24 protein-coding genes are annotated in these 20,572 nt (G+C 58.9%); 7 read left to right on the plus strand and 17 right to left on the minus strand.

Annotated features, from left to right (window positions below; all coding sequences use genetic code 11):
* Positions 1-48 precede the first annotated feature (48 nt).
* Positions 49-1,749 carry a proline--tRNA ligase gene (locus GZH91_RS14600; protein WP_147070172.1) on the plus strand — a complete coding sequence of 567 codons (1,701 nt, stop codon included), beginning with the start codon at positions 49-51 and terminating at the stop codon, positions 1,747-1,749.
* Positions 1,746-2,396, plus strand: coding sequence for a lytic transglycosylase domain-containing protein (locus tag GZH91_RS14605; protein WP_147070170.1), 651 nt, complete (start codon positions 1,746-1,748; stop codon positions 2,394-2,396). Before GZH91_RS14600 ends, GZH91_RS14605 begins: the two co-directional genes overlap by 4 nt.
* A gap of 2 nt (positions 2,397-2,398) precedes the next feature.
* Here the strand turns inward: GZH91_RS14605 and GZH91_RS14610 are convergent, their stop codons facing one another.
* From GZH91_RS14610 to GZH91_RS14625, 4 genes are read right to left on the minus strand one after another with little or no spacing between them, the layout of a single operon-like run.
* Positions 2,399-2,914 carry an efflux RND transporter periplasmic adaptor subunit gene (locus GZH91_RS14610; protein ID WP_147070168.1) on the minus strand — a complete coding sequence of 172 codons (516 nt, stop codon included), beginning with the start codon at positions 2,912-2,914 and terminating at the stop codon, positions 2,399-2,401.
* 5 nt (positions 2,915-2,919) lie between these two features.
* Positions 2,920-4,209 carry a TolC family protein gene (locus tag GZH91_RS14615; RefSeq protein WP_223264456.1) on the minus strand — a complete coding sequence of 430 codons (1,290 nt, stop codon included), beginning with the start codon at positions 4,207-4,209 and terminating at the stop codon, positions 2,920-2,922.
* Positions 4,210-4,214: 5 nt separating this feature from the next.
* Positions 4,215-4,727 carry a thioredoxin family protein gene (locus GZH91_RS14620; protein ID WP_147070164.1) on the minus strand — a complete coding sequence of 171 codons (513 nt, stop codon included), beginning with the start codon at positions 4,725-4,727 and terminating at the stop codon, positions 4,215-4,217.
* A gap of 36 nt (positions 4,728-4,763) precedes the next feature.
* Positions 4,764-5,228, minus strand: coding sequence for a TlpA family protein disulfide reductase (locus tag GZH91_RS14625; protein WP_147070162.1), 465 nt, complete (start codon positions 5,226-5,228; stop codon positions 4,764-4,766).
* A gap of 50 nt (positions 5,229-5,278) precedes the next feature.
* On the opposite strand from GZH91_RS14625, the gene GZH91_RS14630 reads away from it, so the two are divergent.
* A complete protein-coding gene (locus tag GZH91_RS14630) occupies positions 5,279-6,679 on the plus strand; it encodes an aspartate ammonia-lyase (protein ID WP_147070160.1) in 1,401 nt (466 codons plus the stop codon).
* A 66-nt stretch (positions 6,680-6,745) separates the two neighbouring features.
* On the opposite strand, the gene GZH91_RS14635 is transcribed toward GZH91_RS14630, so the two are convergent.
* Together GZH91_RS14635 and GZH91_RS14640 are read right to left on the minus strand one after the other, a co-directional pair.
* Positions 6,746-7,318, minus strand: a complete 573-nt coding sequence (locus GZH91_RS14635; RefSeq protein WP_147070158.1) for a YqhA family protein — start codon at positions 7,316-7,318, stop codon at positions 6,746-6,748.
* Positions 7,315-7,707 carry a hypothetical protein gene (locus GZH91_RS14640; RefSeq protein WP_147070156.1) on the minus strand — a complete coding sequence of 131 codons (393 nt, stop codon included), beginning with the start codon at positions 7,705-7,707 and terminating at the stop codon, positions 7,315-7,317. The genes GZH91_RS14635 and GZH91_RS14640 overlap by 4 nt, the downstream gene beginning before the upstream one ends.
* 111 nt (positions 7,708-7,818) lie before the next feature.
* Between GZH91_RS14640 and GZH91_RS14645 the strand changes: the two genes are divergently transcribed.
* The gene (locus GZH91_RS14645; RefSeq protein WP_147070155.1) at positions 7,819-9,414 is read left to right on the plus strand and encodes a hypothetical protein; all 1,596 of its coding nucleotides are present in this window, start codon (positions 7,819-7,821) and stop codon (positions 9,412-9,414) included.
* An 18-nt stretch (positions 9,415-9,432) separates the two neighbouring features.
* Here GZH91_RS14645 and GZH91_RS14650 read toward each other — a convergent pair whose 3' ends face one another.
* Complete coding sequence (locus GZH91_RS14650; protein ID WP_147070154.1) at positions 9,433-9,753, minus strand: DUF4398 domain-containing protein; 321 nt, start codon at positions 9,751-9,753, stop codon at positions 9,433-9,435.
* Between the two features lie 107 nt (positions 9,754-9,860).
* On the opposite strand from GZH91_RS14650, the gene wrbA reads away from it, so the two are divergent.
* Genes wrbA through GZH91_RS14665 form a run of 3 tightly spaced genes read left to right on the plus strand, consistent with a single transcriptional unit; the run spans position 9,861 to position 11,499 of the window.
* A complete protein-coding gene (gene wrbA, locus GZH91_RS14655) occupies positions 9,861-10,454 on the plus strand; it encodes an NAD(P)H:quinone oxidoreductase (RefSeq protein ID WP_147070152.1) in 594 nt (197 codons plus the stop codon).
* Positions 10,451-11,143 carry a HugZ family pyridoxamine 5'-phosphate oxidase gene (locus GZH91_RS14660; RefSeq protein ID WP_147070150.1) on the plus strand — a complete coding sequence of 231 codons (693 nt, stop codon included), beginning with the start codon at positions 10,451-10,453 and terminating at the stop codon, positions 11,141-11,143. Before wrbA ends, GZH91_RS14660 begins: the two co-directional genes overlap by 4 nt.
* Positions 11,140-11,499 carry a DUF2069 domain-containing protein gene (locus GZH91_RS14665; protein ID WP_147070148.1) on the plus strand — a complete coding sequence of 120 codons (360 nt, stop codon included), beginning with the start codon at positions 11,140-11,142 and terminating at the stop codon, positions 11,497-11,499. Before GZH91_RS14660 ends, GZH91_RS14665 begins: the two co-directional genes overlap by 4 nt.
* Positions 11,500-11,515: 16 nt before the next feature.
* Here the strand turns inward: GZH91_RS14665 and GZH91_RS14670 are convergent, their stop codons facing one another.
* The 10 genes from GZH91_RS14670 to GZH91_RS14715 all read right to left on the minus strand — a co-directional run bounded on the left by GZH91_RS14670 (position 11,516) and on the right by GZH91_RS14715 (position 20,561).
* A complete protein-coding gene (locus tag GZH91_RS14670; RefSeq protein WP_147070146.1) occupies positions 11,516-11,725 on the minus strand; it encodes a hypothetical protein in 210 nt (69 codons plus the stop codon).
* Positions 11,726-11,803: 78 nt separating this feature from the next.
* Positions 11,804-13,342: a 2-isopropylmalate synthase gene (locus GZH91_RS14675; RefSeq protein ID WP_147070144.1), complete on the minus strand. Its 1,539-nt coding sequence runs from the start codon at positions 13,340-13,342 to the stop codon at positions 11,804-11,806.
* 36 nt (positions 13,343-13,378) lie between these two features.
* Positions 13,379-14,152, minus strand: a complete 774-nt coding sequence (gene pssA / locus GZH91_RS14680) for a CDP-diacylglycerol--serine O-phosphatidyltransferase (RefSeq protein ID WP_147070142.1) — start codon at positions 14,150-14,152, stop codon at positions 13,379-13,381.
* A 7-nt stretch (positions 14,153-14,159) separates the two neighbouring features.
* Complete coding sequence (locus tag GZH91_RS14685; RefSeq protein WP_147070140.1) at positions 14,160-14,849, minus strand: phosphatidylserine decarboxylase; 690 nt, start codon at positions 14,847-14,849, stop codon at positions 14,160-14,162.
* A 33-nt stretch (positions 14,850-14,882) separates the two neighbouring features.
* Entirely contained in the window at positions 14,883-15,899 is a 1,017-nt protein-coding gene (gene ilvC / locus GZH91_RS14690) for a ketol-acid reductoisomerase (RefSeq protein ID WP_147070139.1), read from the minus strand.
* Between the two features lie 21 nt (positions 15,900-15,920).
* Positions 15,921-16,412: an acetolactate synthase small subunit gene (ilvN, locus tag GZH91_RS14695; RefSeq protein WP_147070137.1), complete on the minus strand. Its 492-nt coding sequence runs from the start codon at positions 16,410-16,412 to the stop codon at positions 15,921-15,923.
* Position 16,413: 1 nt separating this feature from the next.
* Positions 16,414-18,120, minus strand: coding sequence for an acetolactate synthase 3 catalytic subunit (locus GZH91_RS14700; protein ID WP_174861810.1), 1,707 nt, complete (start codon positions 18,118-18,120; stop codon positions 16,414-16,416).
* A gap of 76 nt (positions 18,121-18,196) precedes the next feature.
* A complete protein-coding gene (locus GZH91_RS14705; RefSeq protein WP_147070135.1) occupies positions 18,197-19,783 on the minus strand; it encodes an endonuclease MutS2 in 1,587 nt (528 codons plus the stop codon).
* 89 nt (positions 19,784-19,872) lie between these two features.
* Entirely contained in the window at positions 19,873-20,208 is a 336-nt protein-coding gene (locus GZH91_RS14710; protein ID WP_147070133.1) for a DUF2173 family protein, read from the minus strand.
* A gap of 8 nt (positions 20,209-20,216) precedes the next feature.
* Positions 20,217-20,561 carry a DUF2173 family protein gene (locus GZH91_RS14715; protein WP_147070131.1) on the minus strand — a complete coding sequence of 115 codons (345 nt, stop codon included), beginning with the start codon at positions 20,559-20,561 and terminating at the stop codon, positions 20,217-20,219.
* Positions 20,562-20,572: the final 11 nt, after the last annotated feature.

The following is a 20,572-nucleotide window of genomic DNA, read 5'->3' on the forward strand; positions in this document are numbered from 1 at the left end:
AACTGTTAAAATTGCCACCATTTTACGAACAACTGGACTGCTTACACCATGCGCGTCTCACAATTTTTCCTCTCCACCCTGAAAGAAGCGCCATCCGAAGCCGAACTCATCAGCCACCGCCTGATGCTGCGCGCAGGTTTCATCAAGCGCCTGGGCTCCGGACTATACACCTGGATGCCGTTGGGCTTGCGCGTATTGCGCAAGGTGGAGCACGTGGTGCGCGAGGAGATGAACAGGGCCGGTGCGATTGAATTGCTGATGCCCGCGGTGCAGCCTGCCGAATTGTGGCAGGAAACCGGTCGCTGGGATGTGTTCGGCCCACAAATGCTGAAAATCAAGGACCGTCACCAGCGCGATTTCTGCTTCGGCCCCACTCACGAGGAAGTCATTACCGACATCGCGCGCCGCGAGATCAGAAGCTACCGTCAGTTGCCGCTGAATTTTTACCAGATCCAGACCAAATTCCGCGACGAGATTCGCCCGCGTTTCGGCGTGATGCGCGCACGCGAGTTCATGATGAAGGACGCGTATTCTTTTCATGCCGATTTTGCCAGCCTGGAGCAGACTTACCAGGCCATGTATGAGGCCTATACGCGTATTTTCACCCGACTCGGGCTGAAATTTCGCGCCGTGGCTGCGGATACCGGCGCAATTGGCGGTTCCGGCTCGCATGAATTCCACGTGCTGGCGGATTCGGGCGAGGACGCGATTGCGTATAATCCGGATTCGGACTATGCGGCCAACGTGGAACTGGCGGAAGCAGTGGCACCGGCTGCACCTCGTCCAGCAGCCCTACAAGCACTGTCAAAAATTCCGACGCCGGGCAAACACAGCATCGAAGAAATAGCGGACTTTCTCAAGATATCCCCAACCCAGACAGTAAAAACCCTCATCGTGGAAGGCACAGAAGGGCCACTGGCCCTCCTGTTGCGCGGCGATCATCAGTTGAACGAAGTGAAAGCCGCCCGGCTCATCGGCCAGGATATCCGTTTCGCCAGCGAGGCTCAGGTGCGCGCAGTAGCGGGTTGCAGCGCTGGTTCGATTGGCCCGGTGGGATTGAGCATCCCGGTCATTGCCGATCGCGCGGTGGCAGCGATGGCTGATTTTGTGTGCGGCGCCAATGAGGACGGCTTTCATTTGAGCGGAGCCAACTTTGGCCGCGACCTGCCTGAACCCACCGTGGCGGACATCCGCAATGTCGTCGCTGGCGACCCCAGCCCGGACGGCAAAGGCGCGCTGGACATCTGTCGCGGCATCGAAGTCGGCCATATTTTCCAGCTGCGCACCACATATTCCGCAGCAATGGGGTGCAGTTATCTGGATGAGTCCGGTAAAGCGCAGACCATGGAAATGGGCTGCTATGGCATCGGCGTATCGCGTATTGTTGGCGCCGCCATCGAGCAGAATTTCGACGCGCGCGGCATGACGCTGCCGGAAACAATGGCACCATTCTTGCTGGCAATTGTGCCTGTCGGTTACCAAAAAAGTGAAGTTGTGCGCGAAACTGCCGATAATCTCTACAGGGAATTGCTTCAGGCAGGTATTGACGTATTAATGGACGACCGCAACGAGCGCCCGGGTGTAATGTTTGCCGACATGGAATTGATCGGCATTCCTCATCGTGTGGTGATCGGTGAACGTGGCCTGAAAGACGGCCTGATTGAATACCAGGGACGGCGCGATGAAGCGGCCCGCACTATCCCGGTAGCCGAAACTGGCGTATTTTTGACCAACATGCTGGCAACATGAATTTGAAAACACTCACTATTTTTGGCAAAATCCTGATCGCTGCCAGCGCCCTTCTGGGGGCGCTATCAGCGCACGCAGGCGGCCAGATTTATGAGCCGATGTCCGCCAGCGTGCGTGCTGCTCTTGGCAAAGCGGTCGCGGATACCCCCGTCACCCATGTCAGTTTTCTCGACAACCCGCATGGCCAAGCCTGGCTGGCCGAAATGTCACAACGCCTCAGCAAACGCATGCCTGATCCTGAGCAGCGTGTGGATTTTTTGAATACGGTGTATTACGAAGCCACCCGCGCCGGACTCGATCCGGAACTGGTGCTGGGGCTGATCGAAGTGGAATCCGGCTTCAAGAAATATGCCGTTTCCAGCGTGGCAGCACGCGGTTACATGCAGGTCATGCCCTTCTGGGTGAAGACCATCGGCACACCCAACCAGGATTTGTTTCACCTGCGCACCAATCTGCGCTATGGCTGTAACATCCTGCGGCTCTATCTGGATATCGAAAAAGGCAATCTATACCGCGCACTGGGTCGCTACAATGGCAGTTTGGGCAAGCCCGGATATCCAGCCATGGTGCTATCCGCCTGGCAAAAACACTGGACCTTCCGCCCCTTCACCAAAACCGCGCAGAACACTACCCTTCCGCGCAGCTAGTCTTAGCGCTTCTCCAGCACAATCAGCGTCGGTGGCTGCAGCGCAGTTGCCACATACATGCCGGGTTCAGCCATGCGCGCACTCACCACACCATCAAACGGAGCACGCAACACACTGTCCTGCTGATTTTTACGTGCGATGATGAGGCGCGCCTGCGCTTCTTTTGACACGGCATCGGCACGCGCGCTGCGCAGCCTGGCCGCATCCAGTTCAGTGGTCGAGCTCACTGCACGGCTGTACAACTCTTTGGCGCGCGCCAGATCGCGTCCGGCATCCAGGCCTTCTTCCTTGGCGCGTGCGACACCTGCTTCGGCCTCCATTACCCGCGCCTGATAAATGGTGTCATCCAGCGCCAGCAGTGGCTGGCCTTTTTTGACCCGCTGTCCCACGCTGACAAACACGCTTTTGACCACGCCCGAAACCGGCGTGGTAAGCGGAACGCCCTGTATTCGGGTAGCTTCCCCCGCTGATGCAGACACGCTGCCCAGTAAAAATACCAGTGCCCATAGAGCTTTCATCACGCTTATCCTCTTGGTTGTTTATCCGCCAGCGCCACGATGTCAGCCAGCGGCTTGCCCGCCAATGCCTCCAGCCGCGCCAGCGCCAGCGCCAGCTGATATTCCACGCGCCGCGCACGCAATGCAGCGACCATGGTCTGCGCCATGCTGTCGCCCAGATTGGTTTTGAGTTCGAGTTCGTAATCTGCACGACTGCGATCCAGTGCCACGTCGCGGTATTTGATCTGCTCCTCGGCTGCAGGCCGGCTGCTACCCTGAAGTTGCCGGATTTCCAGCAGGGTTTCCAGCAAATTCTGGGCAATTTGCATATTGAGTCTGTCAGCACCAGCCTGCAGTTTCTGAAATTGTGCCTGCTCGCGCGCGATGCGGGCATCTACACGGCCGCCCTGGTATAGCGGCCAGGACAGGATCAGCCCGGCACTGACGCTATCACGGGTAATGGCAGTGCGACTGTAGTCTGCCGCCACCATTTCCGCATCCAGACTCGGCGAAGACTCGTGACGCAGGCCGGCCAGGCGCTGCTGTGCGGCGGCCAGCAGCTGTTGCTGGACGAGCATCCGGCGATTGTGCGCCAGCACCCAGGGCAACAGCGTTTCATACTCGGGCAGTTTGGTGTTGTTGTTGGGCAACTTGGGGTCTTCGAGGTCGGAGGCCAACACGCCGGGACGGTTAAGCGCATTTGCCAGCAGCGCACGCGTGACGCGTTGGCGTGCCAGGCTGGCGTTGCGCATTTCACGCAGATCCTGGTAACGCGCCTGCAGCACGGCAAAATCAGGGCGCGACATTTGTCCCACTTCGACCCGGTCGCGCGCGTTGTCCATGGCCACATAAGCCACCGCCATGAATTCGTTGTCGGCCGCATATTGCTGATCGGCGAGCAGCACATCGAAGTAACGCGCCATGATGTCCAGACGGCGCTGGTCGCGCGTATCGAGCAGCGCATCTTGGCGCGCATTCGCCTCGGCTCGCGCCGCACCCAGGGCATATTCTGTGCGCGAAAAGTCATACAGGTTTTTGCGCGCCACGATGCGTACGCTGTTGTCGGCGTTCCATGCATCCGGTCCTACGGTAGGCCGCCCCTGGCGCAGTATGCCTTCAAAGTTGACGGTCAGATCCCGGCGCGCTGCCGCTGCCTGCTCGTCGGCCTGGGCAGCAGCGAGATCGGCCTGGGCACTGCGCAAGTCGGGATGCGGTTCATCGGCCGCGGCGAGCGCTTCGGCCAGGGTCAGCGCATTGGCAGAGCCTGTCATGACCAGCGTGCCGGCCAGCATCAGGGCCGCCAGAAGATGACGCATATGAATCATTGCCGTGCTTGCAGCTTGTATACTGCAAACGGCTTGTCCTTGTAGACGCCATCCACCACATAGTGCCCCAGCAACAGGAATTCGTCCGCGTCCTTGGTCACACCAATGTAGCGGGTAACCAGATCGCCACTGGTATCAAAAAACAGGAAAGTGGGTGTGGCACGGGCGCGGTTTTTAAGCGCAAAGTCTTTCTCCGTGGTATTGGCGCCCTTGAAATCAACCATGGGGGTATCACCTTTCACATCCAGCTCGAACACCAGAAAATGTTTGCGGTAATAATCCTGCACGCTGGACTGGTTGAGGACGGTGGATTTCATCCGCTCACAGAACGGGCAGTCCGCCATCTGAAACATGATGAGCACGCCCGTCTTGCCTTCCTGGCGCGCGGTTTGCAGTTCACTCTTGAAATCTCCCAGCTTGGGCTGGAAAAAATAGGTCTGCACATCGCGCACTTCTGCAACAGCCGTCGTGGCGAACATCAGCAAGGCCAATCCTAGAATACGTAACATTCACCGTCTCCTTCATCCCCCGCATGTTGCGGGTGGTTATTTTTGTGTGACGTCTTTGCTATCAATATAGCGTTCCACAGCCTGCTGGGTAATCCCGCCCACCTGATAGGCGACCAGTTTACCCGCCGGATTGAACAGATAGGTGGTTGGCAAGCCCTGGAGGGGACCGAACTGTGCGGCAATCTTAGAGTTTCCCAACACAACTGGATAGCTGATAAACATACTATCGGCAAAGTCCAGAACCTGTTTCGGATTCTGGTATTCCATGGCGATACCGATCACTTCCAGGCGGGTGTTTTTATACTTGTCGTACAGTGCGATCAGGGCAGGAATCTCGTCCAGGCAAGGCGGGCACCACGTCGCCCAGAAATTCACCAGCACCCATTTCCCCTTGTAGCTGTCCAGCGTGTGCACCCTGCCCTTGCTGTCGGTCAGGCTGAATGCCGAGGCAGTGGTGGTCACTGCCAGCATGGCCAGCAACAGCAAAATTCGTTTCAACATGCATAAACTCCTATAATTCCAGACTTGTTTAAATTGCCCGCCATTGAACCATGACCGACTATCGCATTGAACAAGACTCGCTGGGGAAGTTTAAAGTTCCAGCCCGCGCCTGGTATGGCATCCAGACTGCGCGCGCAGTGGAAAATTTCCCCATCTCCGGGCGCATGCCGGATACCGACTTCATCCGTGCCCATGTGCAAATCAAGCTCGCTGCCGCGCGCGCCAACTGCCAGCCGGACTGGCTCACAGTCACGCAGCGCGATGCCATCGTAGCCGCATGTGAGCGCATCCTGGCGGGCGAACTGCTGGATCAGTTCGTGGTGGACCGCTTTCAGGCCGGCGCCGGCACCAGCCACAACATGAACAGTAACGAAGTCATCGCCAACCTTGCCAACGTGGCGCTGGGCGGTGAAAAAGGCCTGTACGCACCGATCCACCCCAACGACCATGTCAACATGGGGCAGAGCACCAACGACACCATTCCCACCGCGATCCGCCTGGCGTTGCTGGCCAAGCTGCCGCGCCTGCTGGCGGCCAGCGAATCCATGGCAGCCGCGTTTGAACAGATCGCCGAGCGCGAGCATGACACGGTCAAAAGCGGCCGTACTCATTTACAGGATGCGGTGCCGACCACCATTGGCCGCGAGTTCGCCGCCTACGCCTGGACCCTGCGCCGCGCCGCGGCCAACCTTGGCGCCGTGCGCCCGCTGCTGTGCCAGACCGGGCTGGGAGGGTCGGCTGCGGGCACCGGGCTCAATACTTCGCCCGATTACGCCCGGCGCGTGGCCGCCGAGCTTGCCACGCTGACCGGGGAAACCATCGGCGTGGGCGATCTGGCTGCGCAGATGCAATCCATGTTTGACATGCAGACGCTGTCCGCCGCGCTGCGCGGGCTTGCCCTGGAGCTGACCCGTATCGCCAACGATCTGCGCCTGCTGGCTTCCGGCCCGCGCACCGGGCTGGGCGAGATCACCCTGCCGCCGGTGCAGCCCGGCTCATCCATCATGCCCGGCAAGGTCAACCCGGTGATGTTCGAAATGTTGAACCAGGTGTGCTATCAGGTATTGGGGCAGGACGCCGCTGTAGCCTACATGACCCAGGCCGGGCAACTGGAGCTGAATGTGATGATGCCGGCCCTCGGCTCAGCCTTGTTCGATGCCATGGACTGGCTCACCAACGCGATAAACGCCGCCACCGAGAAAAATCTCAAGGGGCTGGTGGTCAACCGCGAGCGCTGCGCGCGTTTCATCCACGACAGCGTCGCACTGGCAACCCTGCTGAATACCCGCATCGGCTACATGAAGGCAGCAGAAATCGCCAAGGAATCGGAGCAAACCGGCAAGCCGGTACGCGAGATTGTCACCGCCCGTAACCTGATGAGCGAGGCCGAATTCAATGCCCTGGTGTTGGCCGCGGCAAACGGTGTGGGCAGCGCGGGCGGGGGAGGCTGAGCCTCCGTTTCACGGGAACGATAAAGACGGCCAGGTAAAATCGCTGGCCGTTTTTTAGCCTCTTGCTCAGTGCCCGGAGCCCGCTTTTTCATCGGCCTCATCACTCCCCTTGCCACGCGATTCCGCAGCATGGGTGAAGTACAGCGCCACACCGATCAGCGCAATACCGGCACCCAGATAGAGCAAGTCCAAAGGACTGTTCATCTGTATTTGCAACGCTTTCGCGAACAAGGTGACGATGAGAATCATCAGGATGACTTTAGCCAGACGCTGCTTCAAGTCATCCAGATTGTTGATCACCAGAATCTTGCTGGACGCGCGGCTGCCGTGTGCCTCGTCAATGTCGCTGACGAACAGCTCGTACAGCCCGAGTGAAAAAATCAGCATGAAGGTGGCGAGCAGGTATCCATCCACCACCTCCACCACATGGGTAATCGTCTCGTCGTGGATCAGCTTGCGTGCTTCAGCCGACAGACCCGGATCAGCGTAATGCATGACATGGCCGACCAGATACACTACATCCACCGTCGCCATGTACATGACCGCGACCGCGGCAGCCATACTCGCCACCACAGCCAGCACCACCATATACCGGCTGCGCCACAATGCAGCTTCGAACATTAATTCCAGGAATTTCACACTTGCTCCCCTATGCCAAACCAGCGGCGCAAAACCTTGCGCGGCAAATACCTGGCAATGATTGTTATCGCGGACGCGCCCACCACCGCAGCCGCCAGCAACATCACAACATCTTGGCGAGGATGGCCTTGCAGTTTGATTTCCAGTGCCGCCAGCGCAGTCGAAACCAGCAATGCCAGCATGCGCCACAGCGGCGCATGCGCGGTCACACGCAGGCGCGCGACTGCACCCAGCACCAGCGCAGCCAAAACGGCATAACCCAGGCCATAGCTCCATTGCAGACTGCCGACAGAAACCGTCTGCAACACCAGCCAGTGGTGGATGGCATACAGCAGCAGCGCCCATACGACCACGCCAATCAACCATTCAAAACGCTTTGTTTGTCTCATCAGTGGCATTATACCTGTCTGACCCCGCCAATTAGGTGGCCTGCCGGTTTTACAAAGCGGCGGATAAGCCCTAGAATTTTCGCACCCCACCTAAAACAATATCGACCGCCCATGCACCTCAATCTTGCGCTTCCTGCGCCCGATCCGAGCCGTAGTCACCTGGCCGAAACGCGCCCCAGGCACTTGCAGGCATGGCTGGAACGTTTACCCGTCGCCAATCTGCACGCGTCGGCGCAGGCGCTGTTGCTGTCTCTGGCTGCGCAAAACCGCCAGGTACTGGCGGAGGACACGCGCCAGAAGTTACTGGAACTTTATCGCCTCACGGTGCACAGCCTGGCCAGCACCATTAAGCTGCAAATCAGTGGCGCAGCCTTGCCATTGGCAGAGAAGCAGCACCAGCTGGCAACGCTGGCACGCGAGCTGCTGATCGAATTGGCCAATGGCTACAAGATTGTGTTGCAGACGAGCAGCGGCCGCCTCCTCAGCTTTCGTGGCAAACCAGACCAGGCGCAGACCATGCAGCGCATTTTGTCTGCCAATTCACGCCTGCTGACCCTGTGTTACGAAGGTTATGCTGATGTGCCCGCCGGGTTGTGGTCAGAAATACACCAAATCTACCGTTATGCCATTCACCAGAATGTGCAGGATGACGTCATTGCCGACACGCCTCCCGCCAGCGTCAGCCAGCTCTATCGCCTGTGTCTGCTGATTGCCACGGCGGATCCATATCGCCTGACCCAGGGTGAGGTCAGCAAGGTGCTCGATCTGCTGCGGCTGTATGGGGATGTGGCACAAATCCAGCCACCGACACCGCCGTTACAGACCGACGGCCTGTTTTTTATCAGTCCGGATGCAGACCAGCCGCCGCTGCCATTGTTCCGCCACACCGGCACAACTGATCCCGTCCATGACTATTTTTTCAATACCATGGAACTCGCCCGCCGCTTACACCAGCTGCTCACCCGCCTCAAGGCAGGCGAGTCCGCTGCACAGCTGGGCTTGCCGGGCTATGCAGATGAGGCCACTTATCAGGGTTTGTTGCAGCGTCTGGTACGCAACTGGGGCCACGCGCCGACCCGTTATTTCAATCGGCGCGGTGGCGCCCACGACGCAGTGGAACTGTGCACAGGCATCCGTGCAATTCACACCTTTCTGCTGGCAGCAGACTGCGACCCGGATACAGCCCATCGTAGCGCATTTGACAGCGGCGAAATCAGCATCAGCACCATCTCGGCTCTCGGTCGCAATCATCGTACCGACGCCATCGCAACGCACTGGACAGTGGTCAATGACAGCGCCAGCGGACTGGCCCTGCATAAAAGAAACAGCACCAGTGTCAATCTGAAAGTGGGCGAGGTGGTTGCGGTACGCTCGCCCCTGCTGCAGTGCTGGAATATCGGCGTGGTGCGCTGGTTGCGTAATTCCCCGGCAGACCGGATTGAATTCGGCCTGCAAATGCTGTCACCCAATCCGCAACCGGTATGGATACGCAATGCCGCCGGCAGAATCCGCACCAATCAGCCCGCCCTGCTGCTGCCAGCCAGCCCCATCCTGCAACTGCCGCAGCAACTATTGGTGCCACATGGAATTTATGTACCGGGCATTCCGCTCGAATTAAGTGCTGTAACCAACCGCAGCATACTGCCGGTCAAAATGCTGGAACACACCCACAACTTCGATCTGTTTGAGTTCAAGGAAATCAGTTAGGCGCAGTTTTGAGCAAATTCAATGCTCCGACGCGGCGGCATCGCGCAGGCCTTCCTTGCATTGTGCCTGTGCCTGGATGCGTGCGCTAATGGCGTCCATACGTGCACGCTCGGCATTACGCCGGGCTTCTGCGTAGTCACCCAGTTCCAGGCGGCTTTCTGCATCCGCCAGGTGCCTGCGCGCGACCGCGAGCTGCGCTGGCGCATAACGCGCCGCGCCCACAGCCTCTGCCGCGCGCAACTCGGTACGCGCGTCAGCCATTTCCTGGCTGGGCACGGTCGCGCACCCCGCCAGCATCAATATCACACTGACAGCCAGCACATTTGAATAACGCAGCATGAGTCTGATCCGGTTAGAACGAATTCGTTTGAGTGTTGCCGAAGCTGACGTGTACGTCAAGGCACACTTCAGACGATATAATGCAGCTACGAAAAGGGACACATGCCATGCAAGACATCCTCGTACTTTATTACAGCCAGAACGGCGCAGTTAAACAGCTGGCGCAGATTATCGCGCACGGCATCGAATCCGTACCCGGCGCGCAGGCCCGCATTCGCACCGTACCCAAAGTTGCGCCCGCCACCCAGACGGCAGCCCCGCCGGTGCCGGAAGCCGGCGCGCCCTACGTCGAACTGGATGATCTGGAGCAATGCATCGGCCTCGCGCTCGGTAGCCCGACGCGTTTTGGCAACATGGCAGCGCCCATGAAATATTTCTGGGATAGTACCGCCGGGCTCTGGATGAAAGGTGCGCTGGCGGGCAAACCTGCGGCACTGTTTACATCCACCGCCAGCATGCACGGCGGCCAGGAGACCACGCTGGTGTCGATGATGATGCCGCTGCTGCACCATGGCATGGTATTGCTCGGCATTCCCTATACCGAACCCGAGCTCACCACTACCGGCGGTGGCGGCACGCCTTACGGTGCCAGCCATGTGGCCGGAGCGGCAGATGATCAACCGATCAGCGAAGAGGAGCGCAAACTCGCATTTGCCCTCGGCAAACGCCTGGCGCAAACAGCATTGAAGCTGGCCGCATGAGTAGCGCCGACGCACGACGCTTGCTACGCCAGCAACAGCATGGGGTATTGTCTACGCTGTCGAAAAAACTCGATGGCTATCCATTCGGTTCGGTAACCCCGTTTGTACTGGACCACCAGGCACGCCCGGTGATTCTGATTAGCACGCTGGCCGAGCATACCAAGAACATCGAAGCCGACCCGCGCGTCAGCCTGCTGGCGCACCATCCCGGTGCCGACATACAAGCCAGCGCGCGCGTGACGGTAGTTGGCAATTGCGCCCGCATGGAAGACCAGACTGCGCCCAAGGCACGCTATTTGCGCTATTTTCCGGGTGCTGCCGACTATTTTTCCACACACGATTTTTTCTTTTACCGGATTGAGCCCACGCACATCCGTTTTATCGGCGGCTTTGGCGCGATCCACTGGGTCGAAGCCGCCCATTTTGTCGCGCCAGATAACCAGCTGGCCTCACAGGAGGACGCGATCATCGCGCACATGAATACGGATCACCAACACAACCTGATGGCTTATTGCCGCCATTTTCATGGCGTGAACACGAGCTCGGCGCAGATGCTCGGAATCGATACCGACGGCTTCGACGTGCGTGCCGACGCACAACTGCTGCGCTTTGATTTCAGCCAGCCGGTGCTGGATGCGCAGGACGCGCGCCGCGCACTGGTCGCCATGGCCGAGGCATGCCGCTCATGAAGCGCACCGTCGTGCTGCATTACACCAGCATTGCCAGCCTGATCGCGCTGATATTTCTACTGGTGGCGTGGGAGGGCTGGCTCGCGCCGCTCAGGCCCGGCGGCTCGATGCTGATTCTTAAAGTGTTGCCCCTGCTGCTGCCTCTGTTCGGCATCCTGCACGGCAGGCGTTATACCTACCAGTGGGCATCCATGCTGATCCTGATTTACTTCACCGAGGGCGTGGTGCGTGCATGGTCAGATCAGGGCGCCTCTGCCCAGCTCGCCGCGGGCGAAATCATCCTTTCAGCCATTTTTTTCTTCAGCGCCATTTACTACGCGCGCGATCTGGGGCGCCTTGCCCCTAACCGTCATTAGTGGGATGATTTCGCACTCATAATTCACAAAACAAGGCCGGTTCGGGATGGAACCCCCACTGCAGCGCCGCACCAGTGACCGTCGCGAGCCCGATGACCGGCGTGAACTGGAGCGGCGCGGCCATCATTCGCGCCATACGGGTATGCGTTTCCCCACGTTCAGCGAACAGCGCATTCAGTTTTTCACCCGCTATCTTTTTTTTCTTGCTGGGGTGGGCGTTTTTCAATATGCCGGCGCTTCTGTCCGCTCGGCACATTGAGCTCGCCACCCCCCAGGCCTGACACGCGCTTTCCCAGCCAGCCCGTCACACCTGCGGATGCGCCCGTTCCAGCTTGCTGTGCAATTTGTTCAGCGCATGCAAGTAAGCCTTGGCCGAGGCGGCCACAATATCGGTATCCGCACCCTGCCCGTTCACGATCCGCCCGCCCCTGGATAGCCGCACCGTGACTTCGCCCTGCGCATCGGTGCCGGTGGTGATATTGTTCACCGAGTAGAGTTGCAATTCGGCACCGCTGTTGACGATGGATTCCAGCGCGCGGAATGCTGCATCCACCGGCCCACTGCCTTCGGCGCTGCCGTTTTTCTCCTGGCCGTTTTCGGCAATCACCACGCGCGCGCTGGGTATCTCGCCGGTTTCTGAACACACCTTGAGCGATACCAGCTTGAATAGCTCGGGGGTATTGGCGGCGGCCTCGTCGCTGACCAGCGCATGCAGATCTTCGTCGAAAATATCGTGCTTCTTGTCGGCGAGCTCCTTGAACCGGGCGAATGCGGCATTGAGCGCCTCTTCCGAATCCAGTTCAATACCCAGATCGGTCAGGCGCGTACGAAATGCATTGCGTCCGGAGTGCTTGCCCAGCACCATCTTGTTCGCACTCCAGCCCACATCTTCGGCGCGCATGATTTCGTAGGTTTCGCGGTGTTTGAGTACGCCATCCTGATGGATGCCGGATTCGTGGGCAAACGCATTGGCGCCGACAATGGCCTTGTTCGGCTGTACCGTAAAGCCGGTAATGCCGGACACCAGGCGCGAGGCAGGAACGATCTGCGTCGCATCAATGCGCGTTTCACAGCCAAACACATCCTGACGGGTGCGCACCGCCATGACGATTTCTTCCAACGCAGCATTGCCGGCCCGCTCGCCCAGGCCATTGACCGTGCATTCCACCTGACGCGCGCCATTCAATACCGCAGACAGTGAATTCGCCACCGCCAGACCCAGGTCATTGTGGCAGTGCACCGAGAACACCGCCCTGTCGGCATTGGGGATACGGTTGCGCAGGTTGCGGATCAGTTCGCCAAACTGGCCGGGCAGGCTATAACCCACGGTGTCTGGAATATTCAGCGTAGCGGCACCCGCATCGATCACCGCTTCCAGCACGCGACACAGGAAATCCGGATCGGAGCGCCCCGCGTCCTCGGGAGAGAACTCCACGTTATCGGTATATTGACGCGCCCATTTGACCGCTTTGACCGCCTGCTCGATGACCTGGTCCGGGGTCATGCGCAGCTTTTTTTCCATGTGGATGGCACTGGTGGCGATAAAGGTGTGAATGCGCGCAGAACGCGCACCGCGCAGCGCCTCCCCGGCACGCTGGATGTCACGCTCCAGCGCCCGCGCCAGGCCGCATACGGTGCTGTCCCTGATGGCATCCGCCACTGCCTTGACCGATTCGAAATCGCCATTGGAGGCGGCCGGGAATCCCGCCTCGATCACATCCACGCGCATCCTCTCGAGCTGGCGTGCGATACGCACCTTTTCTTCGCGCGTCATCGAGGCACCCGGGCTTTGCTCGCCATCGCGCAGGGTGGTATCAAAAATGATTAAATGGTCTTGGCTCATGGCTTACTCCATCCTGCTCTGGGCAGGCATTCGCTCTTACTTGTTGAGGCCGGAAATCCTGGTACGTCTGCGGCGCAGCCATCGCCATACCCACATCGCATAGCCCGACAAGGCATACAGCCCGACAATCGCAAACAACACGTCTGGCGGACTATACGCTACCAGCACAAATGCCATTGCAATCAGGAATATCACGACAAATGGCACGCTGCGCCGCAGGTTGATTTCCTTGCCGCTGTAATAGCGGATATTGCTTACCATGGTCAAGCCTGCGAACAGGGTCACCGCAAAGGTGAGCCAGCGCACATCCGCTCCCTGAATGCCGTACTCATTCATCACCCATACCAGTCCGGCGATGAGTGCAGCCGCAGCGGGGCTTGGCAAACCCTGAAAATAACTTTTGTCGGCCACTTCCGACTGAGTATTGAAACGCGCCAGGCGTAGCGCAGCACCCACGCAGTAGATGAAAGCGGCGATCCAGCCCAGCTTGCCCATGCCTTTGAGTGCCCACACATAGGCCACCAGCGCAGGCGCCACACCAAATGACACCATGTCCGACAGCGAGTCATATTCCGCACCAAACGCACTCTGGGTATGAGTAAGCCGCGCCACACGGCCATCCAGCCCGTCCAGCACCATGGCAATGAAAATCGCCACGGCAGACAGTTCATAAGCGCCATTCATTGCTTGCACAATCGCGTAAAACCCTGCAAACAAGGCACCCGTGGTAAACAGGTTGGGCAACAGATATATGCCGCGCCGCTGCATGCGGTCACTTGTCAGCGATTTGAGAGGACGATTGTCTGCCATGCTCGCTTTATAGCTCAGCCAGCACATCGCTGCTGGCACTGACTTTGTCGCCCAGCGCCACTTTGACCCGTGCGGTCAGCGGCAGATAGACGTCCACGCGCGACCCGAAGCGGATAAAGCCGTAGCGCTGACCGCGGGTCAGCTTATCCTTGGCTTTGACGTAACACAGGATACGGCGCGCCACCAGCCCGGCGATCTGCACGCAAGTGACATCGTGGCCGGATTTCGTCCTGATCCACAAGGCATTGCGCTCATTGGCGACCGACGCTTTCTCCAGCGCGGCATTAACGAAGCTGCCGGGGAAATACCACATCTTTTTGATGGTGCCATCCACCGGACTGCGGTTGGAGTGCACGTTGAACACGTTCATGAACACACTCACCATCAGCGCCTCGCGCTTGAGATAGGGGTCGGTAACGCGTTCCACCTTGACGACACGCCCGTCTGCCGGGCACAACACCAGATTGTCGCCTGGTGGGATAAGGCGTGGCGGGTCACGAAAGAACTGCAGGATAAACAGCGTGATCATCCACAGCGGCAGTGCCCACAGCCAGCCTGCGAATACGCTTACAAGCATGGAAACCAGCGTGGCTATCGCCAGAAACGGCCAACCTTCACGGGCAATAATGGGATGGGGATAATTTTTCAATTTTGAGCCGGCTTGATAAATGAACAAGGCACGGAGCGACAATATCATGACGTCTCCGTGCCTCCTGGTCAGTGCGTGCGATTAGTTCTTGGCTTGATCCACCAGCTTGTTTTTGCCAATCCAGGGCATCATGGCACGCAGTTTGGCGCCCACGATTTCAATCGGATGCTCGGCGTTCTGACGGCGTTTGGCATGCATGCCGGCGGCACCGGCCTTGTTTTCCAGGATGAAGCTCTTGGCATATTCGCCATTCTGGATGTTGGCCAGCGCCTGTTTCATGGCAGCGCGCGCCTGATCGGCGATCACCGCCGGGCCGGTAACGTATTCACCATATTCGGCGTTATTGGAAATGGAGTAGTTCATGTTGGCGATACCGCCTTCATACATCAGGTCAACAATCAACTTGAGCTCGTGCAGGCATTCGAAGTAGGCCATTTCAGGCGCGTAACCCGCTTCGGTCAGCGTTTCGAAGCCCGCTTTTACCAGTTCCACACAGCCGCCACACAGCACGGCCTGCTCGCCGAACAGATCGGTCTCGGTTTCTTCACGGAACGAGGTCTCGATCACGCCGCCTTTGGTGCCACCGTTGGCTGCCGCGTAGGACAGCGCAAGGTCGCGTGCCTTGCCGGACACATCCTGGTGCACGGCGATGAGTGAAGGCACGCCACCACCCTGCGTATAGGTAGAGCGCACCAGGTGACCCGGACCTTTGGGGGCGATCATCACCACGTCCACATCCTTGCGCGGGCTGATCTGACCGTAATGGACGTTGAAACCATGGGCAAACGCCAGCACCGCACCTTTCTTCAGATTTGGCTCAATGTCGTTGCGATACACCTCCGGCTGCTGTTCATCCGGCACCAGAATCATCACCACATCCGCGCCCCTGACCGCCTCGGCCACGTCTTTCACCACCAGCCCGGCTTTTTTGGCCTTGTTCCAGGAAGCGCCTTCCTTGCGCAGGCCGACCACGACTTTGACACCGGAATCCTGCAGGTTGTTGGCGTGGGCGTGGCCTTGCGAGCCGTAGCCGATGATGGCGACCTTTTTCTTCTTGATGATGGAAAGATCGGCGTCCTTATCGTAATAAACGTTCATTGCATGTTCCTTTTTAAAAAGTCAAACCTTGAGAATGCGTTCGCCGCGTCCGATGCCGGAAGCGCCGGTACGTACCGTTTCCAGGATGGAGGCCTGGTCAAGCGCCTCGATGAAGGCGTCCAGCTTGGAGCCTGGGCCTGTCAATTCGATGGTGTAGGTTTTTTCAGTCACATCGATGATGCGCCCGCGAAAAATCTCCGCCATGCGCTTCATTTCTTCACGATCCTTGCCGAAGGCGCGCACTTTTACCAGCATCAGCTCGCGTTCGATGTGGCTGCCGTCGGACAGGTCGAGGATTTTCACCACATCAATCAGCTTGTTGAGCTGCTTGATGATCTGCTCGATCACATCTTCCGAGCCGCGCGTGACGATGGTCATGCGCGACAGCGTGGCATCTTCGGTAGGCGCGACGGTAAGCGATTCGATGTTGTAGCCACGCGCGGAGAACAGTCCGGCCACGCGCGACAGGGCGCCCGCTTCGTTCTCCATCAGCAGGGAAATGATATGGCGCATGTTACAGCTCCTCCGCCAGTATCATTTCGCTGATACCCTTGCCGCCCGGCACCATCGGGAACACGTTCTCGGTCTGGTCGGTGATGAAATCCATGAACACCAGCCGTTCCTTCATGGCAAACGCCGCGCGCAGCGCAGGCTCCACATCCTCGGGCTTGTCGATCTTCATACCGACGTGACCGTAAGCCTCGGCAAGTTTAACAAAATCCGGCAGGGAATCCATGTAGGACTCGGCATAACGGTTCCCGTAGAAGAATTCCTGCCACTGGCGCACCATGCCCATGTAGCGGTTATTCAGATTCACGATCTTCAGTGGCAGGTGGTACTGCTTGCAGGTGGAAAGCTCCTGGATGCACATCTGGATGCTGGACTCGCCGGTCACGCAAGCCACATCGGCATGCGGGTGGGCCAGTTGCACCCCCATCGCGGCAGGCAGGCCGAAGCCCATGGTACCGAGGCCACCCGAGGTGATCCAGCGGCGCGGCTGGTCAAATTTGTAGAACTGCGCCGCCCACATCTGGTGCTGACCCACGTCGGTGGTCACGAAAGCGTCGCCACCGGTGACTTCCCACAGCTTTTCCACCACGAACTGGGGTTTGATAATGGGACTGGCGTGATTGTACTTGAGGCAATTCTTGGCGCGCCACAATTCGATTTGTGTCCACCAGGCCTTGATCGCCTTGGCCTCGGACTTTTCCTTGCCGGCCTTGATGAGCTTGATCATCTCATCCAGCACGCCTGCCACATCCCCGACAATCGGCACGTCCACCTTGACGCGCTTGGAGATGGACGACGGGTCGATATCGATGTGAACAATGCGGCGCGCGTCCCGGGCAAAGTGCTCGGGCGAACCGATCACGCGATCATCGAAACGCGCCCCCACGGCCAGCAGCACATCACAATGCTGCATGGCCATGTTGGCCTCGTAAGTGCCGTGCATCCCGAGCATTCCCAGAAACTGGGCATCCGTAGCGGGATAAGCACCCAGCCCCATCAGCGTATTGGTAATGGGGTAGCCCAGCAGTTTGGCGAGCTGGGTCAGCTGGGTTGAAGCATTGCTCAACACCACACCACCACCCGCGTAGATCATTGGGCGCTTGGCTTCGAGCAGCATTTGCACGGCTTTTTTGACTTGTCCGGCATGCCCCTTGACCACCGGACTGTAGGAGCGCATGGACACCGTTTCCGGATAGGCGAATTCGTGGCTTTGCTGGGTGATATCCTTGGGGATGTCCACCAACACCGGACCCGGACGGCCGGTGGCGGCGATGTAGAAAGCCTTTTTGATCGTGGCCGCCAGATCCTTGATGTCTTTCACCAGGAAATTATGCTTGACGCAGGGACGCGTGATACCGACTGTGTCCACCTCCTGGAAAGCATCCATGCCAATGGCATGCGTGGGTACCTGACCACTGATGACCACCACCGGAATCGAATCCATGTAGGCCGTGGCGATGCCGGTCACGGCATTGGTCAATCCCGGACCGGAAGTGACCAGTGCCACACCCACCTTGCCGCTGGAGCGCGCGTAGCCGTCTGCCGCATGCACGGCAGCCTGCTCATGGCGCACCAGGACGTGCTTGAATTTATCCTGCTTGAAAATCTCGTCGTATATATTGAGAACCGCCCCGCCCGGATAGCCGAATACAAATTCGACCCCCTCCTCGGCCAGGCAGCGCACGGTAATTTCGGCGCCCGTCAATTCCATAACTATGGCCAATCTGCCTAATTTGTAGAACCTTCAATACTAATGGTTATCGCCTGGCAGGTCAAAAAAACCATGGTCAAATCCGGCCTGATTCGGGCTTTTGTTTTGCGGCATGAATGCGGGCCAAATAGCTGCGCGCACGATTGATCAAATCACCGGGCAAGCCGTTTTTCTCGGCAATAATCAAACCCAGGGATTGCCCGGACTTGCCGAACTCCAGCTCGTAAGTGGGCGACAGGCTGGCATGGTCGAAGCGCATCGAGGCATTGCACAGATAGTCATGCTCATCCGCAAACGCCTTGAGCGGGGTGAGGTGAGTGGTCACGATGCCGTGCACGCGGCGCGTGGCAAGTTCGTCCAGCACCGCCATGGCGAGCGACGCACCTTCCTCGGGGTCGGTGCCGGTGCCCAGCTCGTCCATCAGCACCAGCGTGCGCTGGTCGGCCTCGTGCAGCAGCCTTTTCAGCACCTCGACATGCCCGGCAAACGTGGACAGGTGATTGTGCAGGCTTTGTTTATCGCCCACGTCCACGATCACCCGGTTGAAATGACCGATGATGCAATTGCCTTCAGACGGCAGATGCAGGCCGCAGTATGCCATGGTGACCAGCAGCCCGACGGTTTTCAGCACCACCGTCTTGCCGCCGGTATTGGGCCCGGTAATTACCATCATGGACTGCCCGTCGCCCAGGTGGATGCTGAGCGGCACCAGACGGGCGATATTTTTTTCCCGGAATTGCAGCAATAACTGCGGATGATAGGCCTGCTCGAGCACCACTTTGGCCTCATCCACCAGTGTCGGCGCGCTGGCGTTGAGCGCTGCGGAGAACTGGCCGGCGGCCAGCGCCAGGTCCAGCCAGGTAATCGCATCCACCAGCCGGTTCAGGTCGTCGAGGTGAGTGCGCACTGTGTCGGTCACCGCGCGCAGCACGATTTGATTCTGCCCCTCGATCTGGCCATTGAAGGCTTCCAGACGATTGTTGTGCGCCACCGCTTCGATCGGCTCGACCAGAATGTCGCGTCCGCCGCCAATCGAGCCGCGCCGCACGCCCTTCATCTGCTCGGCGTGGCTGGCACGCACCGCCAGCACTGCGCGCGTGCCATGCCAGTGCACGCGGCTGCTGTCGTCGAACATGCCTGCCACATCCGGGCTCGCCATGCGCGCCTTGAGCTGCGTCTCCAGTTCCTGCCGCACATGGTGGTATTGCTTGTGCAGCGCGTCGAGTGCTGGCGTAGCATCTTCACGCAGACGCCCGGCATGGCTGATGGTTTTGTCCAGCACCTCGACCAGCGCTGCGGGCGCCTTGAGCTCGTTGATACGCGCGAAGAGCGCAGGGTAAGCGCCCACCAGCTCACGCAGCATCAGGCCGGTCTGCATCACCTGGCGCAAGTTGTGCAATCCGCTGGCGGGCAGCGCGGCGCCCGGCTGTGCGGCCTGGCGCAGTGCCGGACGGATATCCGGCACCTGATTAAAACGCGGCAGCTTGTAGGCATCCGCTGCCTCGCGCGCGGCACTCACGGCGCGCTGCATTTCGCGCGCAATATCGAGACTGGGTGCGGGTTCCAGGTTGCGTGCCGCGTCGGCACCGTAGGGGGAAAAAGTCAGGCGTTCGAGAATGCGGCGGATGCCGTCGAATTCCAGCGCCTTGAGATCGCTTTGCATGGACAAATGGATTCAAAAAAGCATCAATGTAACAAACAAGCAAAAACGCCGCCACAGTGGCGGCGTTTTTTCGGGTGGCGGCCCCGGATTTACTGGTGCGAGGCGTCTTCCAGCGCCGCCATGATTTCATTGATGGCAGCTTCCCGGTTGTCCACCATCGCCACCAGGTTGGCCACATTGCACACGGTCAGGTTGGTACCATGCACAATCCAGCCTTTGGCGGGAGTCCAGCCGCGCATCTGGGAAAACAGCGAAAACAGGTCGGCATTGCCCGATACCATGCGCCGGTACCATTGCGCAAACTGCGCCAGGCGCCCCTGCATCTCTGCCGGGATCACGCCTTCGCCTTCGAGGATCCTGCCATCGTCCTGAAAACGACACACCGCAACCACACCATCCAGCACTAAAATCCGTTTGAGCGACATATCCGCCCCTATGCCGCACAGGCAGAAATAGCGGCGAAGGCCACCTCGTAATCGGCATCGCGGTTTTTTACCACCACACCGCAATTGCCGTTCACCACCGCCGTCCAGTCCAGCCCAACCAGGGAAAAGCCCTGCAGCGGCTCAAAACCTTTTTGCCCGGTGAGCGCTTCCCAGCCACGGGCCTCCATGGTGGCAACCGCCATGTTGGCAACACAGGTGTGCGCCAGCAGATCCAGCACTTGCGGTGTCAGTTCGTTACCTTCCTTGATCATCTGATTGGTCAGATCACCTTTGTCAGTGTAAGTGAACGCCGCCATTACGCCGGGGACTTCCATCAGTTTGGCCAGTTCCATTGTTACCTCCT

The organism is Sulfuriferula plumbiphila, assembly GCF_009938015.1.
Classification (GTDB): domain Bacteria; phylum Pseudomonadota; class Gammaproteobacteria; order Burkholderiales; family Sulfuriferulaceae; genus Sulfuriferula; species Sulfuriferula plumbiphila.